The sequence below is a fragment of the Pseudomonas sp. B40(2017) genome, assembly GCF_002112855.1.
Lineage (GTDB): Bacteria > Pseudomonadota > Gammaproteobacteria > Pseudomonadales > Pseudomonadaceae > Aquipseudomonas > Aquipseudomonas pharyngis.
On record NZ_NEIT01000001.1, the window covers coordinates 173,468 to 194,517 of the forward strand.

The 21,050-nt window shown below is 59.8% G+C and carries 21 protein-coding genes; 6 read left to right on the plus strand and 15 right to left on the minus strand.

Annotated elements, in window-relative coordinates; all coding sequences use genetic code 11:
• The first annotated feature begins 8 nt into the window (after positions 1-8).
• Together CAF76_RS00760 and CAF76_RS00765 are read left to right on the plus strand one after the other, a co-directional pair.
• Complete coding sequence (locus tag CAF76_RS00760; RefSeq protein ID WP_085646482.1) at positions 9-590, plus strand: DinB family protein; 582 nt, start codon at positions 9-11, stop codon at positions 588-590.
• A 98-nt stretch (positions 591-688) separates the two neighbouring features.
• On the plus strand, positions 689-1,186 hold the full coding sequence (locus CAF76_RS00765; protein WP_039768172.1) for a GNAT family N-acetyltransferase: 498 nt from the start codon (positions 689-691) through the stop codon (positions 1,184-1,186).
• Between the two features lie 83 nt (positions 1,187-1,269).
• Here CAF76_RS00765 and CAF76_RS00770 read toward each other — a convergent pair whose 3' ends face one another.
• The 3 genes from CAF76_RS00770 to CAF76_RS00780 all read right to left on the minus strand — a co-directional run bounded on the left by CAF76_RS00770 (position 1,270) and on the right by CAF76_RS00780 (position 3,851).
• Positions 1,270-1,476: a hypothetical protein gene (locus tag CAF76_RS00770; protein WP_085646483.1), complete on the minus strand. Its 207-nt coding sequence runs from the start codon at positions 1,474-1,476 to the stop codon at positions 1,270-1,272.
• 230 nt (positions 1,477-1,706) lie between these two features.
• Positions 1,707-3,458, minus strand: a complete 1,752-nt coding sequence (locus CAF76_RS00775) for a phosphoethanolamine transferase CptA (RefSeq protein ID WP_085646484.1) — start codon at positions 3,456-3,458, stop codon at positions 1,707-1,709.
• A gap of 210 nt (positions 3,459-3,668) precedes the next feature.
• Positions 3,669-3,851 (minus strand): DUF6026 family protein, encoded by a 183-nt coding sequence (locus CAF76_RS00780; protein WP_007957508.1) that lies wholly within the window; start codon positions 3,849-3,851, stop codon positions 3,669-3,671.
• A 273-nt stretch (positions 3,852-4,124) separates the two neighbouring features.
• Between CAF76_RS00780 and gnd the strand changes: the two genes are divergently transcribed.
• The 3 genes from gnd to CAF76_RS00795 are packed head-to-tail and all read left to right on the plus strand — an operon-like array spanning position 4,125 to position 7,431.
• Positions 4,125-5,105, plus strand: coding sequence for a phosphogluconate dehydrogenase (NAD(+)-dependent, decarboxylating) (gnd, locus tag CAF76_RS00785; protein ID WP_085646485.1), 981 nt, complete (start codon positions 4,125-4,127; stop codon positions 5,103-5,105).
• Positions 5,102-6,625: a glucose-6-phosphate dehydrogenase gene (gene zwf / locus CAF76_RS00790; protein WP_085646486.1), complete on the plus strand. Its 1,524-nt coding sequence runs from the start codon at positions 5,102-5,104 to the stop codon at positions 6,623-6,625. Before gnd ends, zwf begins: the two co-directional genes overlap by 4 nt.
• Positions 6,622-7,431, plus strand: coding sequence for a Cof-type HAD-IIB family hydrolase (locus CAF76_RS00795; RefSeq protein ID WP_085646487.1), 810 nt, complete (start codon positions 6,622-6,624; stop codon positions 7,429-7,431). The genes zwf and CAF76_RS00795 overlap by 4 nt, the downstream gene beginning before the upstream one ends.
• 46 nt (positions 7,432-7,477) lie before the next feature.
• Here the strand turns inward: CAF76_RS00795 and nhaB are convergent, their stop codons facing one another.
• From nhaB to CAF76_RS00810, 3 genes are all read right to left on the minus strand, one after another.
• Positions 7,478-8,980 (minus strand): sodium/proton antiporter NhaB, encoded by a 1,503-nt coding sequence (gene nhaB / locus CAF76_RS00800; protein ID WP_039768180.1) that lies wholly within the window; start codon positions 8,978-8,980, stop codon positions 7,478-7,480.
• A 74-nt stretch (positions 8,981-9,054) separates the two neighbouring features.
• On the minus strand, positions 9,055-10,344 hold the full coding sequence (locus CAF76_RS00805) for a hypothetical protein (protein WP_064596372.1): 1,290 nt from the start codon (positions 10,342-10,344) through the stop codon (positions 9,055-9,057).
• 284 nt (positions 10,345-10,628) lie between these two features.
• Entirely contained in the window at positions 10,629-10,895 is a 267-nt protein-coding gene (locus CAF76_RS00810) for a hypothetical protein (RefSeq protein WP_085611679.1), read from the minus strand.
• Between the two features lie 346 nt (positions 10,896-11,241).
• On the opposite strand from CAF76_RS00810, the gene CAF76_RS00815 reads away from it, so the two are divergent.
• Positions 11,242-12,567: a sigma-54 dependent transcriptional regulator gene (locus CAF76_RS00815; protein ID WP_039768186.1), complete on the plus strand. Its 1,326-nt coding sequence runs from the start codon at positions 11,242-11,244 to the stop codon at positions 12,565-12,567.
• 82 nt (positions 12,568-12,649) lie between these two features.
• Here CAF76_RS00815 and CAF76_RS00820 read toward each other — a convergent pair whose 3' ends face one another.
• The 9 genes from CAF76_RS00820 to CAF76_RS00860 all read right to left on the minus strand — a co-directional run bounded on the left by CAF76_RS00820 (position 12,650) and on the right by CAF76_RS00860 (position 20,784).
• A complete protein-coding gene (locus CAF76_RS00820) occupies positions 12,650-13,954 on the minus strand; it encodes a transporter (protein WP_085603928.1) in 1,305 nt (434 codons plus the stop codon).
• 45 nt (positions 13,955-13,999) lie between these two features.
• Positions 14,000-14,746: a hypothetical protein gene (locus tag CAF76_RS00825; RefSeq protein WP_085646488.1), complete on the minus strand. Its 747-nt coding sequence runs from the start codon at positions 14,744-14,746 to the stop codon at positions 14,000-14,002.
• Between the two features lie 43 nt (positions 14,747-14,789).
• On the minus strand, positions 14,790-15,470 hold the full coding sequence (locus CAF76_RS00830; RefSeq protein WP_007957477.1) for a C39 family peptidase: 681 nt from the start codon (positions 15,468-15,470) through the stop codon (positions 14,790-14,792).
• Between the two features lie 63 nt (positions 15,471-15,533).
• Positions 15,534-16,532, minus strand: coding sequence for a hypothetical protein (locus CAF76_RS00835; protein ID WP_064596376.1), 999 nt, complete (start codon positions 16,530-16,532; stop codon positions 15,534-15,536).
• A 70-nt stretch (positions 16,533-16,602) separates the two neighbouring features.
• Positions 16,603-17,175, minus strand: coding sequence for a hypothetical protein (locus tag CAF76_RS00840; RefSeq protein ID WP_039768194.1), 573 nt, complete (start codon positions 17,173-17,175; stop codon positions 16,603-16,605).
• A 1-nt stretch (position 17,176) separates the two neighbouring features.
• Positions 17,177-17,626 carry a hypothetical protein gene (locus tag CAF76_RS00845; protein ID WP_064596378.1) on the minus strand — a complete coding sequence of 150 codons (450 nt, stop codon included), beginning with the start codon at positions 17,624-17,626 and terminating at the stop codon, positions 17,177-17,179.
• A 357-nt stretch (positions 17,627-17,983) separates the two neighbouring features.
• Positions 17,984-18,508: an AAA family ATPase gene (locus CAF76_RS00850; RefSeq protein ID WP_085646489.1), complete on the minus strand. Its 525-nt coding sequence runs from the start codon at positions 18,506-18,508 to the stop codon at positions 17,984-17,986.
• Positions 18,505-19,068 carry a nicotinamide riboside transporter PnuC gene (gene pnuC / locus CAF76_RS00855; RefSeq protein ID WP_085646490.1) on the minus strand — a complete coding sequence of 188 codons (564 nt, stop codon included), beginning with the start codon at positions 19,066-19,068 and terminating at the stop codon, positions 18,505-18,507. The genes CAF76_RS00850 and pnuC overlap by 4 nt, the downstream gene beginning before the upstream one ends.
• 81 nt (positions 19,069-19,149) lie before the next feature.
• The gene (locus CAF76_RS00860) at positions 19,150-20,784 is read right to left on the minus strand and encodes a methyl-accepting chemotaxis protein (RefSeq protein WP_085646491.1); all 1,635 of its coding nucleotides are present in this window, start codon (positions 20,782-20,784) and stop codon (positions 19,150-19,152) included.
• Positions 20,785-21,050 lie beyond the last annotated feature (266 nt).

Below are 21,050 nucleotides of genomic sequence, written 5' to 3' on the forward strand. Positions count from 1 at the left end.
GGCGCCACATGACTCAGCCCCTGTCCCACCATTTGCTGACCATGGCTTATCAGAATGCGTGGGCCAACCATCGACTGGCCAACGCCTGGAGCCAGCTCGACGACACGGAGCTGGCGGCGCCACGGGCCAGTTTCTTCCCGAGCATCCGCCTGACCCTCAACCATATCCTCACCTGCGACTGGTTCTACGTCGACGCGCTGGAGCGGGAGTTGCGCGGTGACGAACCGCATCCCGATTGCTACGTGTTCTTCAACGCTGACGAACCCTTCACCGAGTCACAGGCCTTGCGCCGGGAACAGGCCCATGTCGACCGCAGGCTGATCGCCTACTGCGAGCAACTGCGCGATGCCGATCTGGGGCGCATTGTCACCATCGCCCGCGACACGCCACAGCACGACAGCCGTCTGCGGATGATCTCGCACCTGTTCGAACATCAGATCCACCATCGTGGCCAGGTTCACGCCATGCTCAGCGGCACCTCGGTAAAACCGCCGCAACTGGACGAGTTTTTCTGTGCCGGCGAATCCGGTATGCGAGCCGAGGATTTTGCCGAGCTGGGCTGGACCGAAGAACTCATCTGGGGCCACTGAAAACGTCGGGTTGTCGCCGGGACCTGCCTCGCGCTAAGGTCGCCGAGCCTATCAGTGCGTATCAAACGCGCCGGGGCCCCGTGCGATCGAGGAAGGAAATGGATTCCGCAGAAATTCTTGTGCTTCAAGCCAGTTACACCAATCCGGTGCATGCCGAAGCCATCGGTGTCGTACTCAATCATTACGCCGAGGACCCGATGGGCGGCGGCCATCCGATTGCCCCTGAACTGTTGCAGCAACTGCCCGCCGAACTGGCCAAACGGCCCCACGCGTTCAGCGTCCTGGCCTTTGTCGGTGGCGAGCCGGCGGGGCTGGTGAACTGCTTTGAAGGGTTTTCCACGTTTGCCTGCAAACCGCTGGTCAATGTGCACGACGTGTCAGTGGTGACGAAGTTTCGCGGTCTGGGGCTGAGTCAGAAAATGCTGCGCAAGGTCGAGGACATCGCCCGTCAGCGTGGTTGCTGCAAGATCACTCTGGAGGTACTCGAAGGTAACGCCATAGCGCAAAATTCCTATGCCAAATTCGGCTTCGCGCCAGGCATGTTCGACCCGAATCACGGGCGCATGCTGTTCTGGATCAAGGATTTGCAGGCGTAAAAAAAGGCGCCCGGAAAGGGCGCCCAACTGTCATCTGCGAGGCCAGAGCCGGGCCAGCGCAGGTCCATCGGTACAGCGTTCGCTCAAGGGCGATAGGACTCGGTGACCTGGGCGGTCTGGTCGTCCGGAACCTTGAGTTCATTGGTCTTCGCGTCAGCCTGCTGACTTTGTGCGGAATGGACCGGGAAGTTGGCCCAGTAATGTCTCATGCGCTCGGCGCCGCCTTCGGCGAATGCGCTGGCGGATGCCAGGATGAGTAGACCGGCAAGAATTGCAGTCGTGGTTTTCATGGTGCCTCCTACGAAAAATGTCGGAGCCGTTCATCCATGAATCAGGGCCTCGAGGGGCAGTGTCCGTCGAGGGCATTAACAAGAGGTTAACGCTCGTTCAGTCTAGGTTTTACAGCGTATTTCCACGGCGTATCGGACGAACGCTGCACGCGTGAATGACGCGTGCAGGTTGCAAGGGAAGGGGCAGTACGATTGTAAATGTTGAAAAGGGCCGGTTCCGGCCCTTTCTGTTACTCCTGCAACACCACTTCCGTGGTCGTGGCCGCGGGTTTTTTCGGCTTCATCAGGCTGAAGTCGATCAGGGCCCGCTGCTCGCGTTCGTAAGGGTTGCCGATCAACAGCGGACGCGGCTTGAAGCTGTCGCTGACCAGGCTCTTGCTGCGATCCAGTTCATCGAAACTCAAACCGGCCAGGTCCGCCCAGGTGTGGATCAGGTGCGAGCTGCTGTAAGGGCGGCTCAGATCCCCGGCGAAACTCCAGTTGTGGTTTTCACGCCACTTCGGCGACGCCCAGGCCATGAACGGAATGGTGTACATCGGCGCCGTCGGCTTGTTTTCGTTGCGACCCAGCGTGCTGTGGCCCACCGAGTCGAACACGTCTTCACCGTGGTCGGAGAGGTAGAGCAGGAAGCCGTTCGGATCGGACTTGGCGTAGTCCTTGATCAGGCTCGAGACCACGAAGTCGTTGTACAGCACCGCGTTGTCGTAGCTGTTGTAGGTCGGCACCTGATCGTCACGCACACCGGCCGGAACGCCGTTGCGATCCTGGAACTTGTCGAAGCTCGGCGGATAACGGTACTGGTAGCTCATGTGCGTACCGAGCAGGTGCACGACGATCAACTTGCGCGGCGCCGCGTCGGCCAGAGCCTTGTTGAACGGCTCGATCACGTCGCCGTCGTACTGCGCGGCGTTCTGGTTGCGGTTGTTGTTCAGGTACACCTGCTCGTCGGCCTGTTCGGAGAAGGTCGTGAGCATGGTGTTGCGTTTGGTCATGGTCTGCTGGTTGGTGATCCAGAACGTTTTGTAACCGGCCTGTTTCATCATGCTGACCAGCGACGGCGTGGACAGGTACAGGTCCGGGTTTTCTTCGTCGGCGAAGGTCAGCACCTGTTGCAGCGCCTCGATGGTGTAAGGGCGCGGGGTGATGACGTTGTCGAAAACCGTCAGCTGATCCTTGAGCTTGTCCAGTTCCGGCGTGGTTTTGCGCGGGTAACCGTAGAGGCTCATGCGCTGGCGATTGGTGGACTCGCCGATGACCAGCACCAGAGTCGCCGGCTGATTGGCGCCCGAGTCCTTGAGGTTTTTCAGCGGCGGGATCTTGCTCGCGCTGTGCAGCATGCCCTGCATGTCGGCCAGGGTTTCCTGATAACGGTGATAAGCCACGGCCATCTGCCACGGCACGGCGGGTTCGATGCGGGTTTCGAACTTCTCGAAGCCTTGCTCGAAGCTGCCCGTACGCATTGTCTGCTTGACCAGCGGATAACCGATCACGGCCACCAGGATTGCCATGGCGGCGACGAATGCCCGGCCACGGGGCAGGTACACCGGACGCAAGCGGGTCCACAGGAAATACGCGAACGCAGTATGTGCAAGGAACGCCGGAACCATCCACCAGGCGAAGTACTGGGTCATGTACTCGCCAGCTTCGGACACGTTCGACTCGAACATGATGAAGATCACGCTCTGGGAGAATTCCTGCTGGTAGATGAAGAAGTAACCCAGGCTGGCCATCGAGCAGGCCCACAACACCACGCCGATCAGCGCGGCGAGCAGACGGGTGCGTTTGGGGAACAGCAGCATCGGCGCGAGCCACACGGCGCTCATCACGAAGGCCTGGCGGAACCCGGTGAACCCAGAGGTGCCCGTCAACTGGATCAGCAGTTGGGTGATACCGGAGAAGTACCAGAAGAACACGAACAGCCAGATAAAACCGGCCCAATCAAAACCTGTCGCAGTCGTATTGCTGCGTTTGAACACCGCCATTCAGCACTCCAGCTCAGTCGTTACATCCACCACCGGGCGTTTCATGCAAAGGACGCATGAGCCCGACTAACGGAGGCCATGCGCACAGACGCACGGCCAGAATGCGCGGGAGTATCAACAAGCGAATGTGAAAACTTTGTTAGTTGCCGAAAAGGGCAGGAGGTGCAGCATGTCGGGAACAGCAATGGCTGCTCCCGAAGCGGGCGGGGATCAGGCGTGGGGCGAGCGCTGTACGCGTGGCAAGGGCTGCGGCTCGGCGCCTTGGGTCAGCAGGCGCAATTGCGCGAGTTCCTGCTTGAGCTGGTCGCGTTCATCTTTCAACTGACGCAATTCATCACGACGGATGGTGACGTACAGGGTTTGTGGCGGCATTGCTGTGTGTACTGTGCCCATTGCTCACCTCGCAAATGGCGTGTCTCAACTGTAGTTCAGCCCCGAATTCGGTTGCTGACATACTATCGGCGCCGATTTTGATTTCTTTTGCTCGTGAATGGAACTTTTTTATTTTTCATGGTCGTTGTGTCTTCGGCACGTTTCCCGACGTTATCAGTCTGGATCGGGCACAATGCCCGGAAACTTCACACCGACGCTCTGGACTAAGCTCCATGATTCACGTTGGGCTATAACCTTTGACACACTTTTATTTGTAGTAAGGAGCATCAGCACATGCAACTCGGGATTATTGGACTGGGCCGCATGGGCGGCAATATTGCGCGACGTCTGATGCTCAACGGTCACACCACCGTTGTTTACGACCGCAATACCGCCTTTGTCGACACCCTGGCCGCCGAGGGCTCTACCGGCGTCGCCGATCTGCCTGCACTGGTCGCAGGCCTGGCCAAGCCGCGTGCCGTGTGGGTCATGCTGCCGGCCGGCGCACCGACTGAAGACACCATCGAAACCCTGAGCACGCTGCTCGAAGCGGGCGACACCATCATCGATGGCGGCAACACCAACTACAAGGACGACATCCGCCGGGCCAAAACCCTGGCCGAGAAGGGCCTGCACTACATCGACGTCGGCACCTCCGGCGGCGTCTGGGGCCTGGAGCGCGGCTACTGCATGATGATCGGCGGCGATGCCGAGACCGTTAAGCGTCTGGATCCGCTGTTCGCCGCGCTGGCGCCGGGCATGGGCGACATCCCGCGCACCAGGGACCGCAAGTCCGATGACCACCGCGCCGAGCACGGCTACATCCACGCCGGTCCCGCCGGTGCCGGTCACTTCGTGAAGATGATCCACAACGGGATCGAGTACGGGATGATGGCTGCCTTCGCCGAAGGCTTCGACATCCTCAAGACCAAGTCCAGCGAGCTCCTGCCGGAAGATCAGCGTTTCGACCTGAACGTGGCCGACATCGCCGAAGTCTGGCGTCGTGGCAGCGTGGTGGCGTCGTGGCTGCTCGACCTGACCGCCGATGCCCTGGCGGTCGACCCGAAACTCGACGGTTTCTCCGGCTCCGTGGCCGACAGCGGCGAAGGTCAATGGACCATCGAAGCGGCCATGGAACAAAAGGTGCCGGTACCGGTGCTGTCCAACTCGCTGTTCTCGCGCTACCGCTCCCGCGGCCAGGGCACTTTCGGCGACAAGATTCTTTCGGCCCAGCGCTTCGGCTTCGGCGGCCATGTGGAGACTGCGAAGAAATGACCCATACGATCCGCAGGAAATCCAAGGCAGAACCCGCGCCACCGACCACGCTGTTTCTGTTCGGCGCCCACGGTGATCTGGTCAAGCGCCTGCTCATGCCGGCGCTGTACAACCTGAGTCGCGACGGCCTGCTGGATGATGGCCTGCGGATCGTTGGCGTTGACCATAACGCCATTACCGATGAAACCTTCGCGCAGAAGCTCGAAGATTTCATCCGCACCGAAGTGGCAGCCAAGGTCGGCAAGGGCGATCAGATGCTTGATCCGGCCTTGTGGGCCAAATTCGCCAAAGGTATCAGCTACGTCCAGGGCGACTTCCTGGACGACAGCACCTATTCAGCTCTGGCGGCAAAAATCGCCGACAGCGGCACTGGCAATGCGGTGTTCTACCTGGCCACCGCGCCACGTTTCTTCAGCGAAGTGGTGCGCCGTCTCGGCAGCGCCGGGTTGCTCGAAGAAACCCCGGAAGCCTTCAGAAGGGTGGTGATCGAGAAACCGTTCGGTTCCGACCTGCAAACCGCCGAGGCGTTGAACGCCTGCCTGCTCAAGGTCATGTCGGAAAAGCAGATCTACCGGATCGATCACTATCTGGGCAAGGAAACCGTGCAGAACATTCTGGTCAGCCGGTTCTCCAACAGCCTGTTCGAAGCGTTCTGGAACAACCACTACATCGACCACGTGCAGATCACCGCCGCCGAAACCGTCGGCGTCGAAACCCGTGGCAGTTTTTACGAACACACCGGCGCCCTGCGGGACATGGTGCCCAACCACCTGTTCCAGTTGCTGGCCATGGTCGCGATGGAGCCGCCGGCCGCGTTCGGCGCCGATGCGGTGCGGGGCGAGAAGGCCAAGGTGGTCGGCGCGATCCGCCCCTGGACTATCGAAGAAGCACGGGAAAACTCGGTACGCGGCCAATACAGCGCCGGTGAAGTCGCTGGCAAACCGGTGGCCGGTTATCGCGATGAAAACAACGTCTCCCCCGACAGCACCACGGAAACCTACGTGGCGCTGAAAGTGATGATCGACAACTGGCGCTGGGTCGGCGTGCCGTTCTACCTGCGTACCGGCAAACGCATGAGCGTGCGTGACACCGAGATCGTCATCTGCTTCAAACCGGCGCCGTATGCGCAGTTCCGGGATACCGAGGTCGACGAATTGCAGCCGACCTACCTGCGTATCCAGATCCAGCCCAACGAAGGCATGTGGTTCGACCTGCTGGCCAAACGTCCGGGGCCGGCGCTGAACATGGCCAACATCGAGCTGGGCTTCGCCTACAAGGACTTCTTCGAAATGCAGCCGTCCACCGGCTATGAAACCCTGATCTACGACTGCCTGACCGGTGACCAGACGCTGTTCCAGCGCGCCGACAACATCGAGAACGGCTGGCGCGCGGTACAGCCGTTCCTTGATGCCTGGCAACAGGACGCCAGTGTACAAACCTATGCCGCCGGCGAAGACGGGCCGAAGGCCGCCGATGACCTGCTGACTCGCGATGGTCGCGTCTGGCATGGTCTCGGATGAGCGAGCCGATCCGTTTTCTGTTGAGTGACATGGACGGCACGCTGTTGCTGCCCGATCACAGCCTGAGTCAGCGCACGATTGACGCGGTTCGTTCGCTGCGCGAAGCGGGCGTGCTGTTCAGTCTCGCCACGGGGCGGCCGCCCAAAGCCATGCTGCAGCAGATCGAAGCGCTGGGTGTCGATCTGCCGACCGCTGCGTTCAACGGCGGCACGATCGTCAACCCGGATGGCAGCATTCTGGTCGCGCATTACCTGCCGGCCACGGCCGCGCTGACGGCGCTGGCGCTGTTTGCCGATCAGCCGGATGTCGAAATCTGGGTGTTCAGCGGTGGTGACTGGCTGCTCAAGGATCCGCACGGGCCGATGGTGCCGCGCGAGCAGCACGGGCTGGGTTATCCGCCGGTGGTGGTGGAGAGTTTCGAGCCGTATCTGGAGCGTATCGACAAGATCGTGGCGACCAGCAACAACACGGAACTGCTGGTCGAACTGGAGGCGCGGTTGCTGCCGAAGGTCGAAGGCATGGCACAGGTGTCGCGCTCGCAACCGGTGTACCTGGACGTGACGGCAGTCGAGGCGAACAAGGGCTCGGCGCTGGTCACGCTGGCTGAACACCTCGGTGTGCCGCTGGCGCAGACGGCTGTGATTGGCGATGGCGGCAATGATCCGGCAATGTTCCATGTTGCCGGTCTGTCGATCGCCATGGGCCAGGCCGAGGACGCGGTGAAGCGTCAGGCCGATGTGGTGACCGGGCCGAACACCGAGGATGGCGTGGCGCAAGCCATCGAGAAGTACATCTTGCCGCATTGATCGAGGCATAAAAAAACGGGAGCCTTTTCGGCTCCCGTTGTTGTTTTTACAGCCAGTAACTCACGGCATACCAGCCAAGCAATCCCATCACCACGGTGTAAGGCAACGCCATCCACACCATCCGCCCGTACGACAACCGCACCAGCGGCGCAATCGCCGACGTCAGCAGAAACAGAAACGCCGCCTGACCATTGGGCGTCGCCACGCTCGGCAGGTTGGTGCCGGTGTTGATCGCAATCGCCAGCGTCTCGAAATGTTCGCGGCTCATGTGTCCGGACAGGAACGCCTGTTTCACTTCGGTGATGTAGATCGTGGCGACGAACACGTTGTCACTGATCGCCGACAGCAAACCGTTGGCGATGAACAGCATCCCCGGTTGCTGCTCGGCCGGCAGTGCCAGCACCCACTGGATCAGCGGCGCGAACAGTTGCTGGTCGTGAATCACCGCCACCACGGCAAAAAACACTACCAGCAGCGCGGTGAACGGCATGGCGTCCTTGAATGCGCTGCCCAGCCGGTGCTCGTCGGTGATCCCGGTGAATGCAGTGATCAACACAATCACCATCAGGCCGATCAACCCGACTTCCGCAATATGGAACGCCAGCCCGGCGATCAGGATCAGCGCAGCGCAGCCTTGTACCAAAAGGGCGGCGCGTTGGCGTGGCGTGCGTTCGGCGTTGTCTTCGGCGGCGTAGTTGGCGAGCACTGCACGTACGTTGTCCGGCAGCAGCGTGCCGTAGCCGAACCAGCGCAGTTTCTCCAGCAACAGGCAGGTCACCAGTCCCGCGACCAGCACCGGCAGCGACACCGGCGCGACCTTCTGGAAAAACTCGGCGAAGTGCCAACCCATTTCGTGGCCAATCAACAGATTCTGCGGTTCGCCGACCAACGTGCAGACACCGCCCAATGCGGTGCCGACCGCGCCGTGCATCAGCAGGCTGCGCAGGAAGGCGCGAAACTGCTCAAGATCCTCGTGGTGTAGTTGGGGCAGGTGCTGATCGTCGCTGAATTCGCTGTCCTGGCGCGGGTCGTTGCCGGAGGCCACCCGGTGATAAACCGAATAGAAGCCGACGGCGGCGCTGATGATCACTGCGGTGACGGTCAGCGCGTCGAGAAACGCCGAAAGAAATGCCGACAGAAAACAGAACATCAGGGCCAGCAGTGCCTTTGAACGCACGCCCAGCAGCAGGCGCGAGAACAGGAACAGCAGCAGGTCTTTCATGAAGTAGATACCGGCGACCATGAACATCAGCAGCAGAATCACCGGGAAATTGTGCTGCAGCTCTTCGTACAGCGCCTGGGGCGTGGTCATCTTCAGCAGCAGCGCTTCGATCAACAGCAAGCCGCCGGGCATCAGCGGGTAGCACTTGAGCGCCATGGCCAGGGTGAAAATGAACTCGATCACCAGCAACCAGCCGGCGGCGACCGGACCTGCGGCCCACAGCACCAGCGCATTGAGCAGCAGAAACCCGACGATGCACGCCTTGTACCAGCGGGGTGAATGCCCGAGAAAGTTGTGCGCGAACGCCTGGGCCATCGAACCGGACATTGGTTGCTCCTTGTATTAAGAAGCGCGCAAGTTGCCGTAAGCGATGGGCAAGATCAAGTGCAGTCGGATTCGCATCAGTGATTCAGATACCGCGCCACCATCGCACGGTAGTTGCCATCCAGCGAATAGCCGCCCACCAGAATTCCCCCGTCAGGCTGTATCGCCACCGAGGTGGCCGTATCGAGGCTGCGCCCCAGTCGCGTGCGCAACCAGCCATTACCGGAACCGAAGCTTCGATCAAGGCTGCCGTTGGCCAGATAGCGGGCGACGATGAAATCGGCTTCAACACCGCCGATCGTCGCGCCAACCGCGATCATGCGTCCGTCCGGCATTACCTGCGCCGCGCTCCACTGGCAGCCGCTGGAGCCGATTGCCAGCAAATGCGGTTGACCACCGTTGCAGTGCAGGTCAGGGCGGCCGTTGCCATGGACAGACTGCGCCATGCATCGAATCGGATCGCGGCTGCTGCCAAAACAATGCAAATGCTCCGCCGACTGGATGACCTGATTGACCAGTGCACTGTGCCCCTGGACTTTGAAGGCCATGAAGCCGTCCACCGCAAAACGTTCATCGAGCTGGCCGTCCGGCAGGTAGCGGGCGAGCAGGCCTTCCTGTGGGAAATCGATGGAGCCGGCCACCACGATTCTTCCGTCTCCTTGCAACAGCACGCTGCCGAGCCAGGTATTGAGCAGCAAGTGGCGAACCATGACGAAGCCGCGACCGTTGAACGACGGGTCGAGTCTGCCATCGGGTGTGAGGCGGATCAGCATGCCGACGTGATCGGCCAGTTCAAAGTGATGGTTGGCGATCAACAGGATACGTCCGTCCGGTTGCACCGCAAAATCGCAGGCTTCGGCGCCCGGAACGCCCGGCGGCAACCAGGCGTCGCGGGTGCCCATGGACAGGTCGCCGGGCAAGCGAACGATTTGCCGGCCGTTGTCGCCGAAATCCGGGTCAGGCCGGCCTTGGGCGTCGAACAGGGCCAGGGCGGGAAGGGTGCAGTGTTCCGATTCATAGTGCAGGCCTGCCAGCAGAATCCGCCCGTCGGGCAAGACCTGAACCTTGCTGCCCGTCGCTTCGAATCCGCTGGCGAACCGGCCGATCACGCTGCCTTGATTGCCGAAACCAAGGTCCGCCGATCCGTCCCCGAGCAAGCGGGCCAGACCGAAGCAGTTGCCCTGAGCCGTGCCGACTTTGGCGGCGACCAGAATCCGACCTTGCGCATCAAGTGCCACGCTCTGGGTCAGGCTGGACGTACTGCCGGCGAAGTAAACCTGCGCCACACCATTACTGGAAAAAGTTTTGTCGAGTTGTCCGGCGTTTTTCGCTAGCGTCGGTAACGCGATGGCGGTCTGGGTTGACATGCATGCTTCTCCTTGCGAGTCGACCGATTTCCGGGAGGCGGAACGGGTAACTGCATGAGCGAGACATTCAATCCCTGAATAGGCGCAAGTACAACTGACGGAACTAACAGGTGGAGAGTCGCACTGTGCCAGAACAGTGTCTTTTTGAACCAGTCGCAAGCCTGCCAAGTATTCAGGCGCGAAAGTATCGAGGAAAGTTGTACAAAAGACTGAAGTTGGAAAAAGATTGGCAACTAACAGAAGAGGGCGGATGACTTGAGCGTCATCCGCATTACCCGCAACTATCAGTGTGGCATCGACCAGGATTGCAACGTATAGCCTTCTTCGCTCAGTTCGGCGCGGGCTTGTTGCAACAGGTGTTCAAGTTGCGCCGGATCAGAGTAGGCACTGCTTGGGATCTGGGTACGACCGATGTGGGAGTTGGTGCGGTCGATCACGGTGAGGCAAAGTTCGCCATTGCCATCTTGTGGGGCCCAGGCGACGCATTGAAACGGTTCAAATGCGCGGTTGGCAATCAAAAGAGCTTCGTTGATACGGAGCGGGGCGGTCATGGGGTCTTCTCTCTTTAAGTGCCCAGTCAAGTGATGTGCCGTCGGTTGGGCTTACCGTTCGGCGAGTTACTTGTACTGATGCACGCAACCCGTTGGCAGGTCACACCGAATTTGAAGAAATTTCGAATTTCTTTCATACCTTCAATATTCCGACCGGTTTTTGAAAGCCTGGCGAAAGAATCAAGTCGATAGCTAACTAATAAAGCGCTTTCTTATAACTGCTTCACTTGTACACCTATAAGCAATCGATACAAGGCCCCGTCAAATTCTTGCTAATGTAACAGTCAGGTTCGCCAAATGACTGTTTTTACGATCATTTCCTAAAATTTGGCGCCAAGGAACAGTCATGAACGAAGCGCCTGCATTACGACGTTTACTGGTCGTCGACCCGTGCGACGACTGTCACCGATTGTTGCCGGGTTTGCGTGCCGTGGGTTGGGACGTCGACAGTTGCAGCCTGGAAAATGCCGCCGACCGAAGTTGCGATGTCGGCTTGCTGCGTTTACAGCCTTTCCACCTGGAACGTCCCGAAGCCGTCAAAGAACTGATCAGCCGCAGCGGCACCGAATGGATCGCCGTGTTGAATCAGGAAGTGCTGCGCTTGCAGAACGTCGGCGACTTCGTCTGCGAATGGTTTTTCGATTTCCATACCTTGCCGTTCGACGTCTCCCGGGTGCAGGTCACCCTCGGTCGCGCGTTCGGCATGGCGCGCCTTCGTGGTCAGGGCACGATTCACGTCGATCAGCCGGAGCACGAGCTGCTGGGCGACAGCAAACCGATCCGCGAGCTGCGCAAACTGCTGAGTAAACTGGCTCCCACCGAGTCGCCAGTGCTTATTCGCGGAGAAAGCGGGACCGGTAAAGAACTCGTCGCCCGGACCCTGCACCGGCAGTCGCAGCGCCACAGCAAACCTTTCGTGGCGATCAACTGCGGGGCAATTCCCGAACATTTGATCCAGTCCGAGCTGTTCGGCCACGAGAAAGGCGCGTTCACCGGCGCCCATCAGCGCAAGGTCGGACGTATCGAAGCAGCCAACGGCGGCACCTTGTTTCTCGATGAAATCGGCGATCTGCCACTGGAACTGCAAGCCAATCTGTTGCGCTTTCTTCAGGAAAAACACATTGAACGGGTCGGCGGCAGTCAACCGATCCCGGTTGATGTGCGGGTGTTGGCAGCGACACACGTCGATCTCGAAGCCGCCATCGAGAAGAAGCGCTTTCGTGAGGATTTGTACTACCGGCTCAATGTGCTGCAAGTCGTGACCGCGCCCTTACGCGAGCGCCACGGCGACCTGTCGATGCTGGCCAACCATTTTTCCCATTTCTACAGTCACGAAACCGGCCGTCGTCCGCGCAGCTTCAGTGAAGACGCGCTGATCGCCATGGGCAAGCACGACTGGCCGGGCAATGTCCGCGAACTGGCCAACCGCGTGCGTCGGGGGCTGGTGCTGGCCGAAGGACGGCAGATCGAGGCCCGTGACCTGGGGCTGATCAGCCAGCAGTCGATCGCGGCACCCATGGGCACCCTTGAAGACTACAAGACCCGCGCCGAACGCCAGGCCCTTTGCGATGTATTGAACCGCCACAGTGACAACCTCAGTGTCGCCGCCAAGGTGCTGGGAGTCTCCCGGCCGACCTTCTACCGTTTGCTGCACAAGCACCAGATCCGCTAGGGCGCGGCGCTTCCCTGGCCCGGGAAGCTGAAAAGGCCCGCTGCGATGCAAGTCGCAGCGGGCCTTTTCATGATGTTGCGGTTTAGAAGTAGTACGGGAATTTCAGGCTGAAGGAGAAGTCCGGGGCATCGTCCGTCATGCCGATGGACAGGTTGGGCACGATGGTCAGGTTGTCGGTGGCCGCGATGGTCATGCCGACGTTGAAGTAACCGGCGTTGGCGTCGCTGGACACCACCGATTCCCAATCCCCGCCATCCTGTTTCAGCTTGCTCTTGCGTTGCACCAGGTCGGATACGGAGAACGACATACTCATCTTCTCGTTCAGTGCGAAGGCAACACCTGCGCCAATCTGGAAGCTGTCGCCTATGCGTACCTTGCCCGGGTTTTTCTGGTTGACGGTCGAACTGATGTCGTCGAACGATTCCTCGAAGTTATGGGTGTAGGACAGGCTGCCGAACAGCACGGCCGGGTCAAACGTCTTGACCAGCGAGATGCCCGGGGTGATCGACCAGACGCCGTTGCCGGTGGGCAGGGTGTCAGGCACAAACAGGTTCGAGTTGGCATCGGTCTGGCGCAGCTTGATCCCGAACGGATCCTTGCCGGTAGGCGCCTTGACCCGCAAGGAAACCACGGCGTCCGGGGTGTTGACCGACTCGTCCAGGAACTTGTACGCAATGCCGAAGTTGACATCGCCGATAGTCGGGTCGCGGCTTACGTCCTGTTCGGTGGTGACGTTGGATGCACCGCCGTTGCCGCCGCCGGACTGATAGGTCGATTCGCGGTAGACCACCGGCACGTTCAGGTCGAACTGCCAGCGATTGTCGAAGTTGTAGCGCCCCGTCAGGTCCAGCGTCCAGGTATCGGCCTTGATCCGGTCGAGGTTGATGTTGCCGAGAAAAATCGAGTCCAGGGCGAGGAAGCCGTTGAGAATCAGCTGGCGGGTGTCATAGCGTGAATAGGTCACGCCGGTTTCAAAGCTGAATTTGCCGCCGCCGAAGAAACCGCTGGCTTCGTCGTACAGGTTGGACACACTCTGTGCCGGTTGCGAATCGTCGGCCAGCGACTGGCCGTAGGATGCGCCGCTGCCCCCGGCGGCGCCCCCCGACGCTGCTGCAGCCCCGGTGCCGGTGGCGACCCGGTTGCCTTTCATGTCCGAAGGCGATTTGGCCAGGCGTTTTGGGGGTGGGGAGGCGGGCTGTTCTTCAACCTGGCGGACCCGCTGTTCGAGTACCGCCAGGGCTTTTTGTTGTACTTCGTATCGTTGCTTAAGCTCCAGAAGTTCCTGTTTCAGGGCTTCTACATCGGCGTCGGGTGCAGCTTGCAACATTGCCGCGGGTAGAAGAGTACTCAAACATACAGCAGCACGCAGTGATACTGATCGATACATGAATAAGCCGTCCCTTTAAGCCCAATGATCGAGACTCAGCGTAGTTCAATATCCGATGTTGCGTAGTGCCCTGAGTTGAGTCAGGTTGCAGTCCAGTGCGCCGGCAGTCATGCCGTTATTGTTCAGGACAACGTTGAGTTGGGTCAGGTTGTTGACTACGTTTGCGTTACCGAGCAAACGGGTGTTTTGCAGCAGTCCGCCCTGGGCGACCTGTTGCAAGGCTGTCCCCTGATTGCCGGAGGCCTGAATGGCCATTTGCACACCGCCCCCTGTGGCCGAAACCGCGACACTGCCGGCGCCATTGCTGCCGGAAATGGTCTGGCCGGCCATCAAGGCCTGGCCTTGTGCAGGCATCAGCGCAGGTGCCTGGCTGGCTTCTTTGACGTTGATCGCAACGTTGTTGTAGGCGGCGTTGCCGTCGCCAGCGGCGCGCACACTCTGCGTCACGCCCTGGCTGGAGTTGAGTGCCGCGCCACCCACGACCGAGCCAGTCCCCAGTTCCGGGGTACTGCCATTGCCGTGTTCCTTGATGGTCGAGACGTAGAATTCAGGTTTGACCGAAGCGGCCTGCAATTGCATGGTGGCCGAGGCCCCGATCAGATCTCCACTGGCATTGCGCCAGGTACTGCTCATGACGACACCGAAGCTGATGATCCGCCCCGGCATGACATAACGACCGCGTAGCTCTGCGAGCTCCTGGTCCTTGATTTCGATGGGTTTGAATCCTGCATTGGCATAGCCTGACGCGCTCGCTGCCAGGCAGGCGGCGGCCAGCCAGTATGAGGTTTTCATCTGCTGCTCCCGGGACATCCAGCCCCACTCTTGTAATCGGCGATTAAAAGAAGTCGCTCTGTATGAACCCGAAGTCCATCAATTCAGCATCTTTGACCGGGTTGAAGGCATCCAGCTTGTTTTTGGCCGTCACCGGTACCGGAGGGCTGCGCAAGGCATTGGCCTTGTCATATCCGGGGCCGACGATGGCAAAGACAATGCCGTTCCAACCTTTGACAAAGTCATCATGGGAGTAGCGTTTGTGTCCTAAAACCGGGTCTCCGATGTAAACCCAATCCTTGTCCGCCCGCTGCATCACCACGAAATGCTTGTAGCCGCGAATTTCCATCAGTACCACCACCGGGATCGTCACTGCGTCGAGTTTTTCCGGTGGGATCTTGTAGCCCCTGGCGCGCATGCCGATGCTTTCTATGTAGCGCTTCATGTCCAGCATGGAAAAACCCTGAGTACGAACAAGGTCCTGGTCAGCGTTGACCAGCATGCCTTTGATGATGTGCTCTTCATCGACGTCGAGCCAATAAGCCTGGCGCAATACCGTTGCCAGTGCAGCGGCGCCGCAACTGAAGTCGGTTTTCTGTTCGACGATGTCGGCAAACTTGCGCTCACGAATGCTTTGCACGTTCTTGTAGACGAGCGTGCCGCCAGGCAGGGCAGCAACAGGCATCTGGGCAGCCTGGGTCAGGCCGCAGAAGCAAAGCAGAGCGAGGAGGGCAGTCTTACGCATGATCGATACGCCTTTGCGGACTGAGGAAAAGCCCCGTTTCCGGGGCTTTCGTTTCGATCGCGATTACATGCAGGCTTTGCAACCTGCAGCGATGGACAGCGAGTTGCTTTGTTGGTTGCCCACACCCGCCGAGACGTTGGCTCCGCCGTTGCCGGAGAAGTTGTTCATCGAGTTGGTCATGTTGGCATTGTTCACAACAGGTGCTTTCCAGCCATCTTTGGTCAGCACTTGCTGAGTGGTGACGCCAGCGAGGCCAAAGGTACCCACGGCTTCGAACTTGGCTTTCTGGTCATCGTTGCCGCCGTGGCCGCCGCCACGATTGCCATAACCACCGTGGTGGTCATCGTCTTCGATGGTCGCAGTGCCTTTGGCCTTGAACACGCCAGCGGCTGCGAAGGTACCGGTAAGGGTGTCTTTTTTGTAGGTCTGCACGCCTTTGTTGTCGACGACCAGGCCAGTGGAGGACTGGTTGGCAGCAGCAGCGGCAGTGGCTACACGACCACCCGATACGGCGATTGCCAGGTTGTTTTTCTGTTGGTTGAAGTTGCCGGAGGTCACGTTGATACCGATGTTGCCGGAACCATTGTTGCCTGCATTGTTGAGCGTGGCGTTATTGAAGGTGGACGAGTTTTTCACATAGTTGTTGTTGTTGACTTGAGTGGCACTCGAGGCAGCAACAGCAGTGCCGAAGATGAAGCTTTCGTCGGCGGTAGCCAGGGCGGCGGCGTTGTCTTGCTGGTTGCCGTCACCGGCTGCAACGTTGGCGCCCATGTTGCCGTTGGAGCCATTGAGCGAGTCACTGGCGTTGGCATTGTTGACGGTGCCCTGGTTTTTCACCACGTTGCCATCGCTGTTTTGTGCATCGAGCACTGCAGCGCCGGCGCCGGCGGTAATTTGCAGCAGTTGTTCCAGGGTTGGGCCTTTCGGACCATGGTTGCCATGACCGTTGCCGTGCCCGTTACCATGACCGTGATCATCATCACGACCGCCTGCCTGTGCTGCGATTGCCATCACTGCTGCAAGTGCGAAAACCAGTGGTTTGAGGGCCATTGTAGGTTTCATGGTGTTTCTCCGTGCTTATTAGTTGGTTAAGTGTTGGTACTTTCTAATTGCACTGCTTTTGTTGTTTGGGTCAGTCAGCGACCCGGATGCTCAGGGTGTTAGCCATTCGGTTCCCCACCCCGGCACTCTGGTTCACCTGGATTACCCCTCGGCTGCCGGTGAAGGCCTGATCACTTGTCGTGACCTGGCGACTGCCGGGTGAGGTGCCAGTTGCTCCTGAGCTCGGTAACAACGCCACGTTCTGTTGGGAAAGGGCGCTATCGTCAACGGCCTGCGGGCCAGCACTGATGCTGACGCGCGTGACGTTGGCCATCTGGTTGTTGGCCCCGGCGCCTTGGTTCACGCCAAGGATCCCGTTGCCGTTACTGAAAGAGGTGCCGCCAATGTTGGCGCTCGCGTTGATCGAGCGGTCGGCGGGGGTGTCGATTTTCTGCTGCACGCTGGTCCTGGCGTGGGACTCGGTGCCAATGGCGATCGCCTTGACGTTGGCCTGCTGCATCTGATCGCCAGCGGCCTGGTTGACGTTGAAGTTGCCGCGGTACTGAGCACCGGAGTCTTGAATGTTCGCGTTGTTCACAGCGCTGGGATCGGCCATCACACTGGAGCAACCGAGCAGGGCAAGCAGGAGCAGGGAACGATTCATGTCACTGGCCTCCAGCCATGCGGGTCAACGGAGCGAGACCGGAACTCATCGCGCGGTTTACGGTATTGGAAATCGAGCTGCCGGCACCGCCGCCATGACCGCCGCTCATGCCGGGCAGGCCGTTCTGGTTGGTCAGGTTGTTCATGCCGGGCAGGTTTGAGCTGGGGGTGTTGATGTTGCCGCGGATGGAAGAGCCGCTGGCTACACGGGCAAAGTCACCATCACTGAGTTCGGTATTGCTGAGCGTCGAATTGATGCGGGCAGACGGGTTGGCATTGACGGTGGTGGGATAGGGGTCTTTGCCACCGCTGCGACCGATCGGGATCGGCTGGACATCACGATTGAGCACGATCACGCCATTGCCTTCGGCCTGAACGTTGAAACTGAGAAACGGGCTGGCGGCTGATCCGATCAGCAGAAGGCAGGTAAAGGCTTTTTTGATATTCCCCACGGCGGCAATTCCTTCTTCAGTGGGCTGAGCCTGTTCAGCGTTGTGAAGGAGAGAGCGAAAGCTGTGCCGCTTTTGAAATGTCTTTGAGTTTCAATGTGTTGAGTGGATTGAGCGTGGGGCTGATACAACAGCTGTTTCATCGATGAAACAAAACACTGCCTGTGCAACCCGTTAAAGACAGTGCAAAGCTCTGGACCAAGGGTTTGCGCGCAGGTGTTTCAGTGGCGTAACAAGTCGGATGACAAAGGGATGAAGGGCCTTGAGACGGGCACTTTGCACCTGAAGGAGTGTTTCAGGAATGGACACTTTTCCCCCAAAGCAGGGGGATACAGCGGGTCAAACGCCCCGCAAATCGGGTCAGTCCGCGAGCAAGGTGTGCACCGCATCGAAGGCCCGCTGCTGGCGTTCGGCCCAGTCGCCCTTGATGATCTGCAAGGGTTGGTGATGGTTTTCCAGCCACGTCCGGGTCGCCTGATAGAACGCGAGTCGTTCGCTCAAGTCGGGCTGGCAGCGCTGACCGTCGTCCGTCCATTCGATCTGCTCCGGGGACAGGAGCAGGTGCAGGTCGTAATGACGGGCCAGCAACTCGGTTTCCAGCCAGGGCGGGCACTCGCCGAATAACGTCCGGCTCCACAGCATGTTGCTCAGCAGATGCGTGTCGAGAATCAACAGGCGCGGCTGCTGCGCGCGTGCTGCGTCTTCCCATTGCAACTGGCCGCGCGCGATCTCGGGGACGTCGGCCAGGCAGGTATCCCGAGGGTTCTGCTCGATGAACCAGCGCACATATTCGTCCACCCGCAAACCGCCGAACTGCTGTTGAATCCCGGCCGCCAGCCAGCTCTTGCCCGTAGACTCGGGACCGGTCAGGACAATCACTTTCATCGTTGCAACGCCGGATCGGCACGCCATTCGCGCCAGCCTTGCACCGCGATCAGGGTGAACAGGGCATACAGCGCCGCCGTGAGGTACAGCCCTTTATAGAGGAACAGTCCGACGAAGATCACATCCAGCACGAACCACAGTGCCCAGCATTGCAGGCGTTTGTGGGCCATCCAGAATTGCGCGACCAGGCTGAAACCGGTCAGCGCTGCGTCGAGCCATGGTTGCGCCGCGTCGGTCCAATGGGCCATGGCCGCGCCCAGCAGCAGACTGCCCACCGCACCGATGGCCAGCCCCTGCACCAGCGAGCGGCTGTCGAGCCGGCTGACTTCACGCCCGTCATGCATCGTCCCGGCCCGCGTCCATTGCCACCAGCCATAGATTTGCAGCCCGGCATACACGACCTGCAGCAGCATGTCCGAATACAGTTTCACCTCGAGGAAAACCCAGGTGTAGAGCGACACCATGACCAGTCCGATCGGCCAGCACCACGGATTCTGTTTGACCGTGAGCCACACGGCGATCACGCCGAGGGCGGCGGCAAACAGTTCTAGCCCGGACATGCAGGATCCTTGGGGGAGTTGGGAAGGGAGCGGATTGTACCGAAAAACAGGTGGGAAACGAGTTCCCACCTGTTGCAGGGATCAGACGCGGAACTGGCGCAGCAGCCCGTTCAGTTGTTCGCTGAGCTGGCCGAGTTTCACACTCGCCAGGCTCGACTGCTCGGCCGCCAGCGCGGTGCTGTGGGACAGGCCCGCCGCTTGGGTGACGTTCTGATTGATGTCCTCGACCACATGCGCCTGTTGCAGCGTTGCGCTGGCAATCGAGGCGTTCAGGCCATTGAGGTTACGCAGGGCCTGGCCGATCGCATTCAGGCTGGCGCTGGCCAGGCCGGCCTGTTCGATTGTCAGCTGCGAAGCCTTGCTGCTGTCGCCGATCACCTTTACGGCGGCTTCGGAGTGGTTTTGCAGGCGTTCGATCATCGTCTGGATTTCTGCCGTGGACTTCTGCGTGCGCTGCGCCAGCAAACGCACTTCGTCGGCCACCACTGCAAACCCGCGACCCTGTTCGCCGGCCCGAGCCGCTTCAATCGCGGCGTTGAGGGCCAGCAGGTTGGTCTGCTCGGCAATCGAGCGGATCACCTCCAGCACGCTGCCGATCTGTGTGCTTTCAGTCGCCAGCGTGCGGATGACTTCCACCGCTTGATCGATGGTGCCGGAGAGCTTGTCGATCTGTTGCAGGCTGCCGTCGATGTTGATCTGGCCCTGCTGGGCCTGGGCTTCGGCGTCACGCATTTCGCTGGCGGCGTGTTCGGCGTTCTTCGCCACGTCCTGTACGCCGTAGGTCACTTCGTTGACGGCAGTGGCTACCAGCTCCATCTGCTGCGACTGCTGCTGGCTGCGTTGCTGAGCCTGCGCAGCATCGTTGCCCAGCTCGCTGGACGATTGGCCCAATGCACTGGCGGATAGCTGCAAGTCCCCGATCACCCGGCGCAGTTTGGCGGTGAAGGCATTGAAGTGATGCGCCAACTGAGTGACTTCGTCCTGGCCGTGGGTGTCGAGGCTGCGGGTCAGATCGCTTTCGCCGCTGGCGATGTTGGCCATGGCGTTCACGGTTTCCTGCAATGGACGAACGATGCTGCGGGCAATCAGAATCACCAGCAGCGCCATGATCACCGCGATGACCAGTCCGACCACGGATGCCTTGATCACCTGATCCTGGAACTCGGCCTGCACGTCGTCGACGTACACGCCCGAACCGATGACCCAGCCCCATGGCTCGAACAATTTCACGTAAGAGGTCTTGGCCACCGGTTCACTGGCACCGGGCTTGGGCCAGCGATAGTCGACCATGCCGGCGCCCTTGGCCTTGGCGATGGCGACCATTTCGTTGAACACCGCAAAGCCGTCCGGGTCGCGGATCGCCGAGAGGTTCTGGCCTTCGAGCTTGGGATTGGTCGGGTGCATGACCATCACGGGCGTGAGGTCGTTGATCCAGAAATAGTCGTTCTGGTCATAGCGCAGGCCACGGATCGCGGTCAGCGCCTGTTTCTGTGCCACATCGCGGGTCAGGGTTCCTGCGGCTTCGAGGCCCTGGTAGTAAGTCAGCAAACCGCTGGCGGTCTGCACCACATGCTGGGTTTTCTGGGCCTTGGCGTGGTAGAGGTCATCATGGATCTGCTTGAGCATCAACACGCCCAACGTCAACAGCATGACCACGGCCACAATCAAGATGAGCCACAAGCGTCGGCTGATCGACACACTGCGCAAGCTGTTCATAACGCTGTCACTCCGGATTCTTTTTCTTGTAATAAACCACCGCCAGCATCCAACCACGTTTCGGTGACCGGGCATACGCGACCCAAGTCGTAGAACGCGGCAGCGCTATTACGGCTTGTCTGTTAGGATTTCGGCCCCGCGCGTGAAAACCTGAATCGAAATTGATTTTTCACGGAATTTTGACTGTTTCGTGTGGATCCTGTGCGCGCGGAATCGGTACAGCTTTAACCAGCTACGCTGAACGCAGTGAACGTAAAAAATACTAT

Excerpts from the sequence above, each read along its gene's own strand:
- CAF76_RS00760 (WP_085646482.1), top strand. The coding sequence starts at position 9 with ATGACTCAGCCCCTGTCCCACCATTTGCTGACCATGGCTTATCAGAAT.
- CAF76_RS00765 (WP_039768172.1), top strand. The coding sequence starts at position 689 with ATGGATTCCGCAGAAATTCTTGTGCTTCAAGCCAGTTACACCAATCCG.
- CAF76_RS00770 (WP_085646483.1), bottom strand. The coding sequence starts at position 1,476 with ATGAAAACCACGACTGCAATTCTTGCCGGTCTACTCATCCTGGCATCC.
- CAF76_RS00775 (WP_085646484.1), bottom strand. The coding sequence starts at position 3,458 with ATGGCGGTGTTCAAACGCAGCAATACGACTGCGACAGGTTTTGATTGG.
- CAF76_RS00780 (WP_007957508.1), bottom strand. The coding sequence starts at position 3,851 with ATGGGCACAGTACACACAGCAATGCCGCCACAAACCCTGTACGTCACC.
- gnd (WP_085646485.1), top strand. The coding sequence starts at position 4,125 with ATGCAACTCGGGATTATTGGACTGGGCCGCATGGGCGGCAATATTGCG.
- zwf (WP_085646486.1), top strand. The coding sequence starts at position 5,102 with ATGACCCATACGATCCGCAGGAAATCCAAGGCAGAACCCGCGCCACCG.
- CAF76_RS00795 (WP_085646487.1), top strand. The coding sequence starts at position 6,622 with ATGAGCGAGCCGATCCGTTTTCTGTTGAGTGACATGGACGGCACGCTG.
- nhaB (WP_039768180.1), bottom strand. The coding sequence starts at position 8,980 with ATGTCCGGTTCGATGGCCCAGGCGTTCGCGCACAACTTTCTCGGGCAT.
- CAF76_RS00805 (WP_064596372.1), bottom strand. The coding sequence starts at position 10,344 with ATGTCAACCCAGACCGCCATCGCGTTACCGACGCTAGCGAAAAACGCC.
- CAF76_RS00810 (WP_085611679.1), bottom strand. The coding sequence starts at position 10,895 with ATGACCGCCCCGCTCCGTATCAACGAAGCTCTTTTGATTGCCAACCGC.
- CAF76_RS00815 (WP_039768186.1), top strand. The coding sequence starts at position 11,242 with ATGAACGAAGCGCCTGCATTACGACGTTTACTGGTCGTCGACCCGTGC.
- CAF76_RS00820 (WP_085603928.1), bottom strand. The coding sequence starts at position 13,954 with ATGTATCGATCAGTATCACTGCGTGCTGCTGTATGTTTGAGTACTCTT.
- CAF76_RS00825 (WP_085646488.1), bottom strand. The coding sequence starts at position 14,746 with ATGAAAACCTCATACTGGCTGGCCGCCGCCTGCCTGGCAGCGAGCGCG.
- CAF76_RS00830 (WP_007957477.1), bottom strand. The coding sequence starts at position 15,470 with ATGCGTAAGACTGCCCTCCTCGCTCTGCTTTGCTTCTGCGGCCTGACC.
- CAF76_RS00835 (WP_064596376.1), bottom strand. The coding sequence starts at position 16,532 with ATGAAACCTACAATGGCCCTCAAACCACTGGTTTTCGCACTTGCAGCA.
- CAF76_RS00840 (WP_039768194.1), bottom strand. The coding sequence starts at position 17,175 with ATGAATCGTTCCCTGCTCCTGCTTGCCCTGCTCGGTTGCTCCAGTGTG.
- CAF76_RS00850 (WP_085646489.1), bottom strand. The coding sequence starts at position 18,508 with ATGAAAGTGATTGTCCTGACCGGTCCCGAGTCTACGGGCAAGAGCTGG.
- pnuC (WP_085646490.1), bottom strand. The coding sequence starts at position 19,068 with ATGTCCGGGCTAGAACTGTTTGCCGCCGCCCTCGGCGTGATCGCCGTG.
- CAF76_RS00860 (WP_085646491.1), bottom strand. The coding sequence starts at position 20,784 with ATGAACAGCTTGCGCAGTGTGTCGATCAGCCGACGCTTGTGGCTCATC.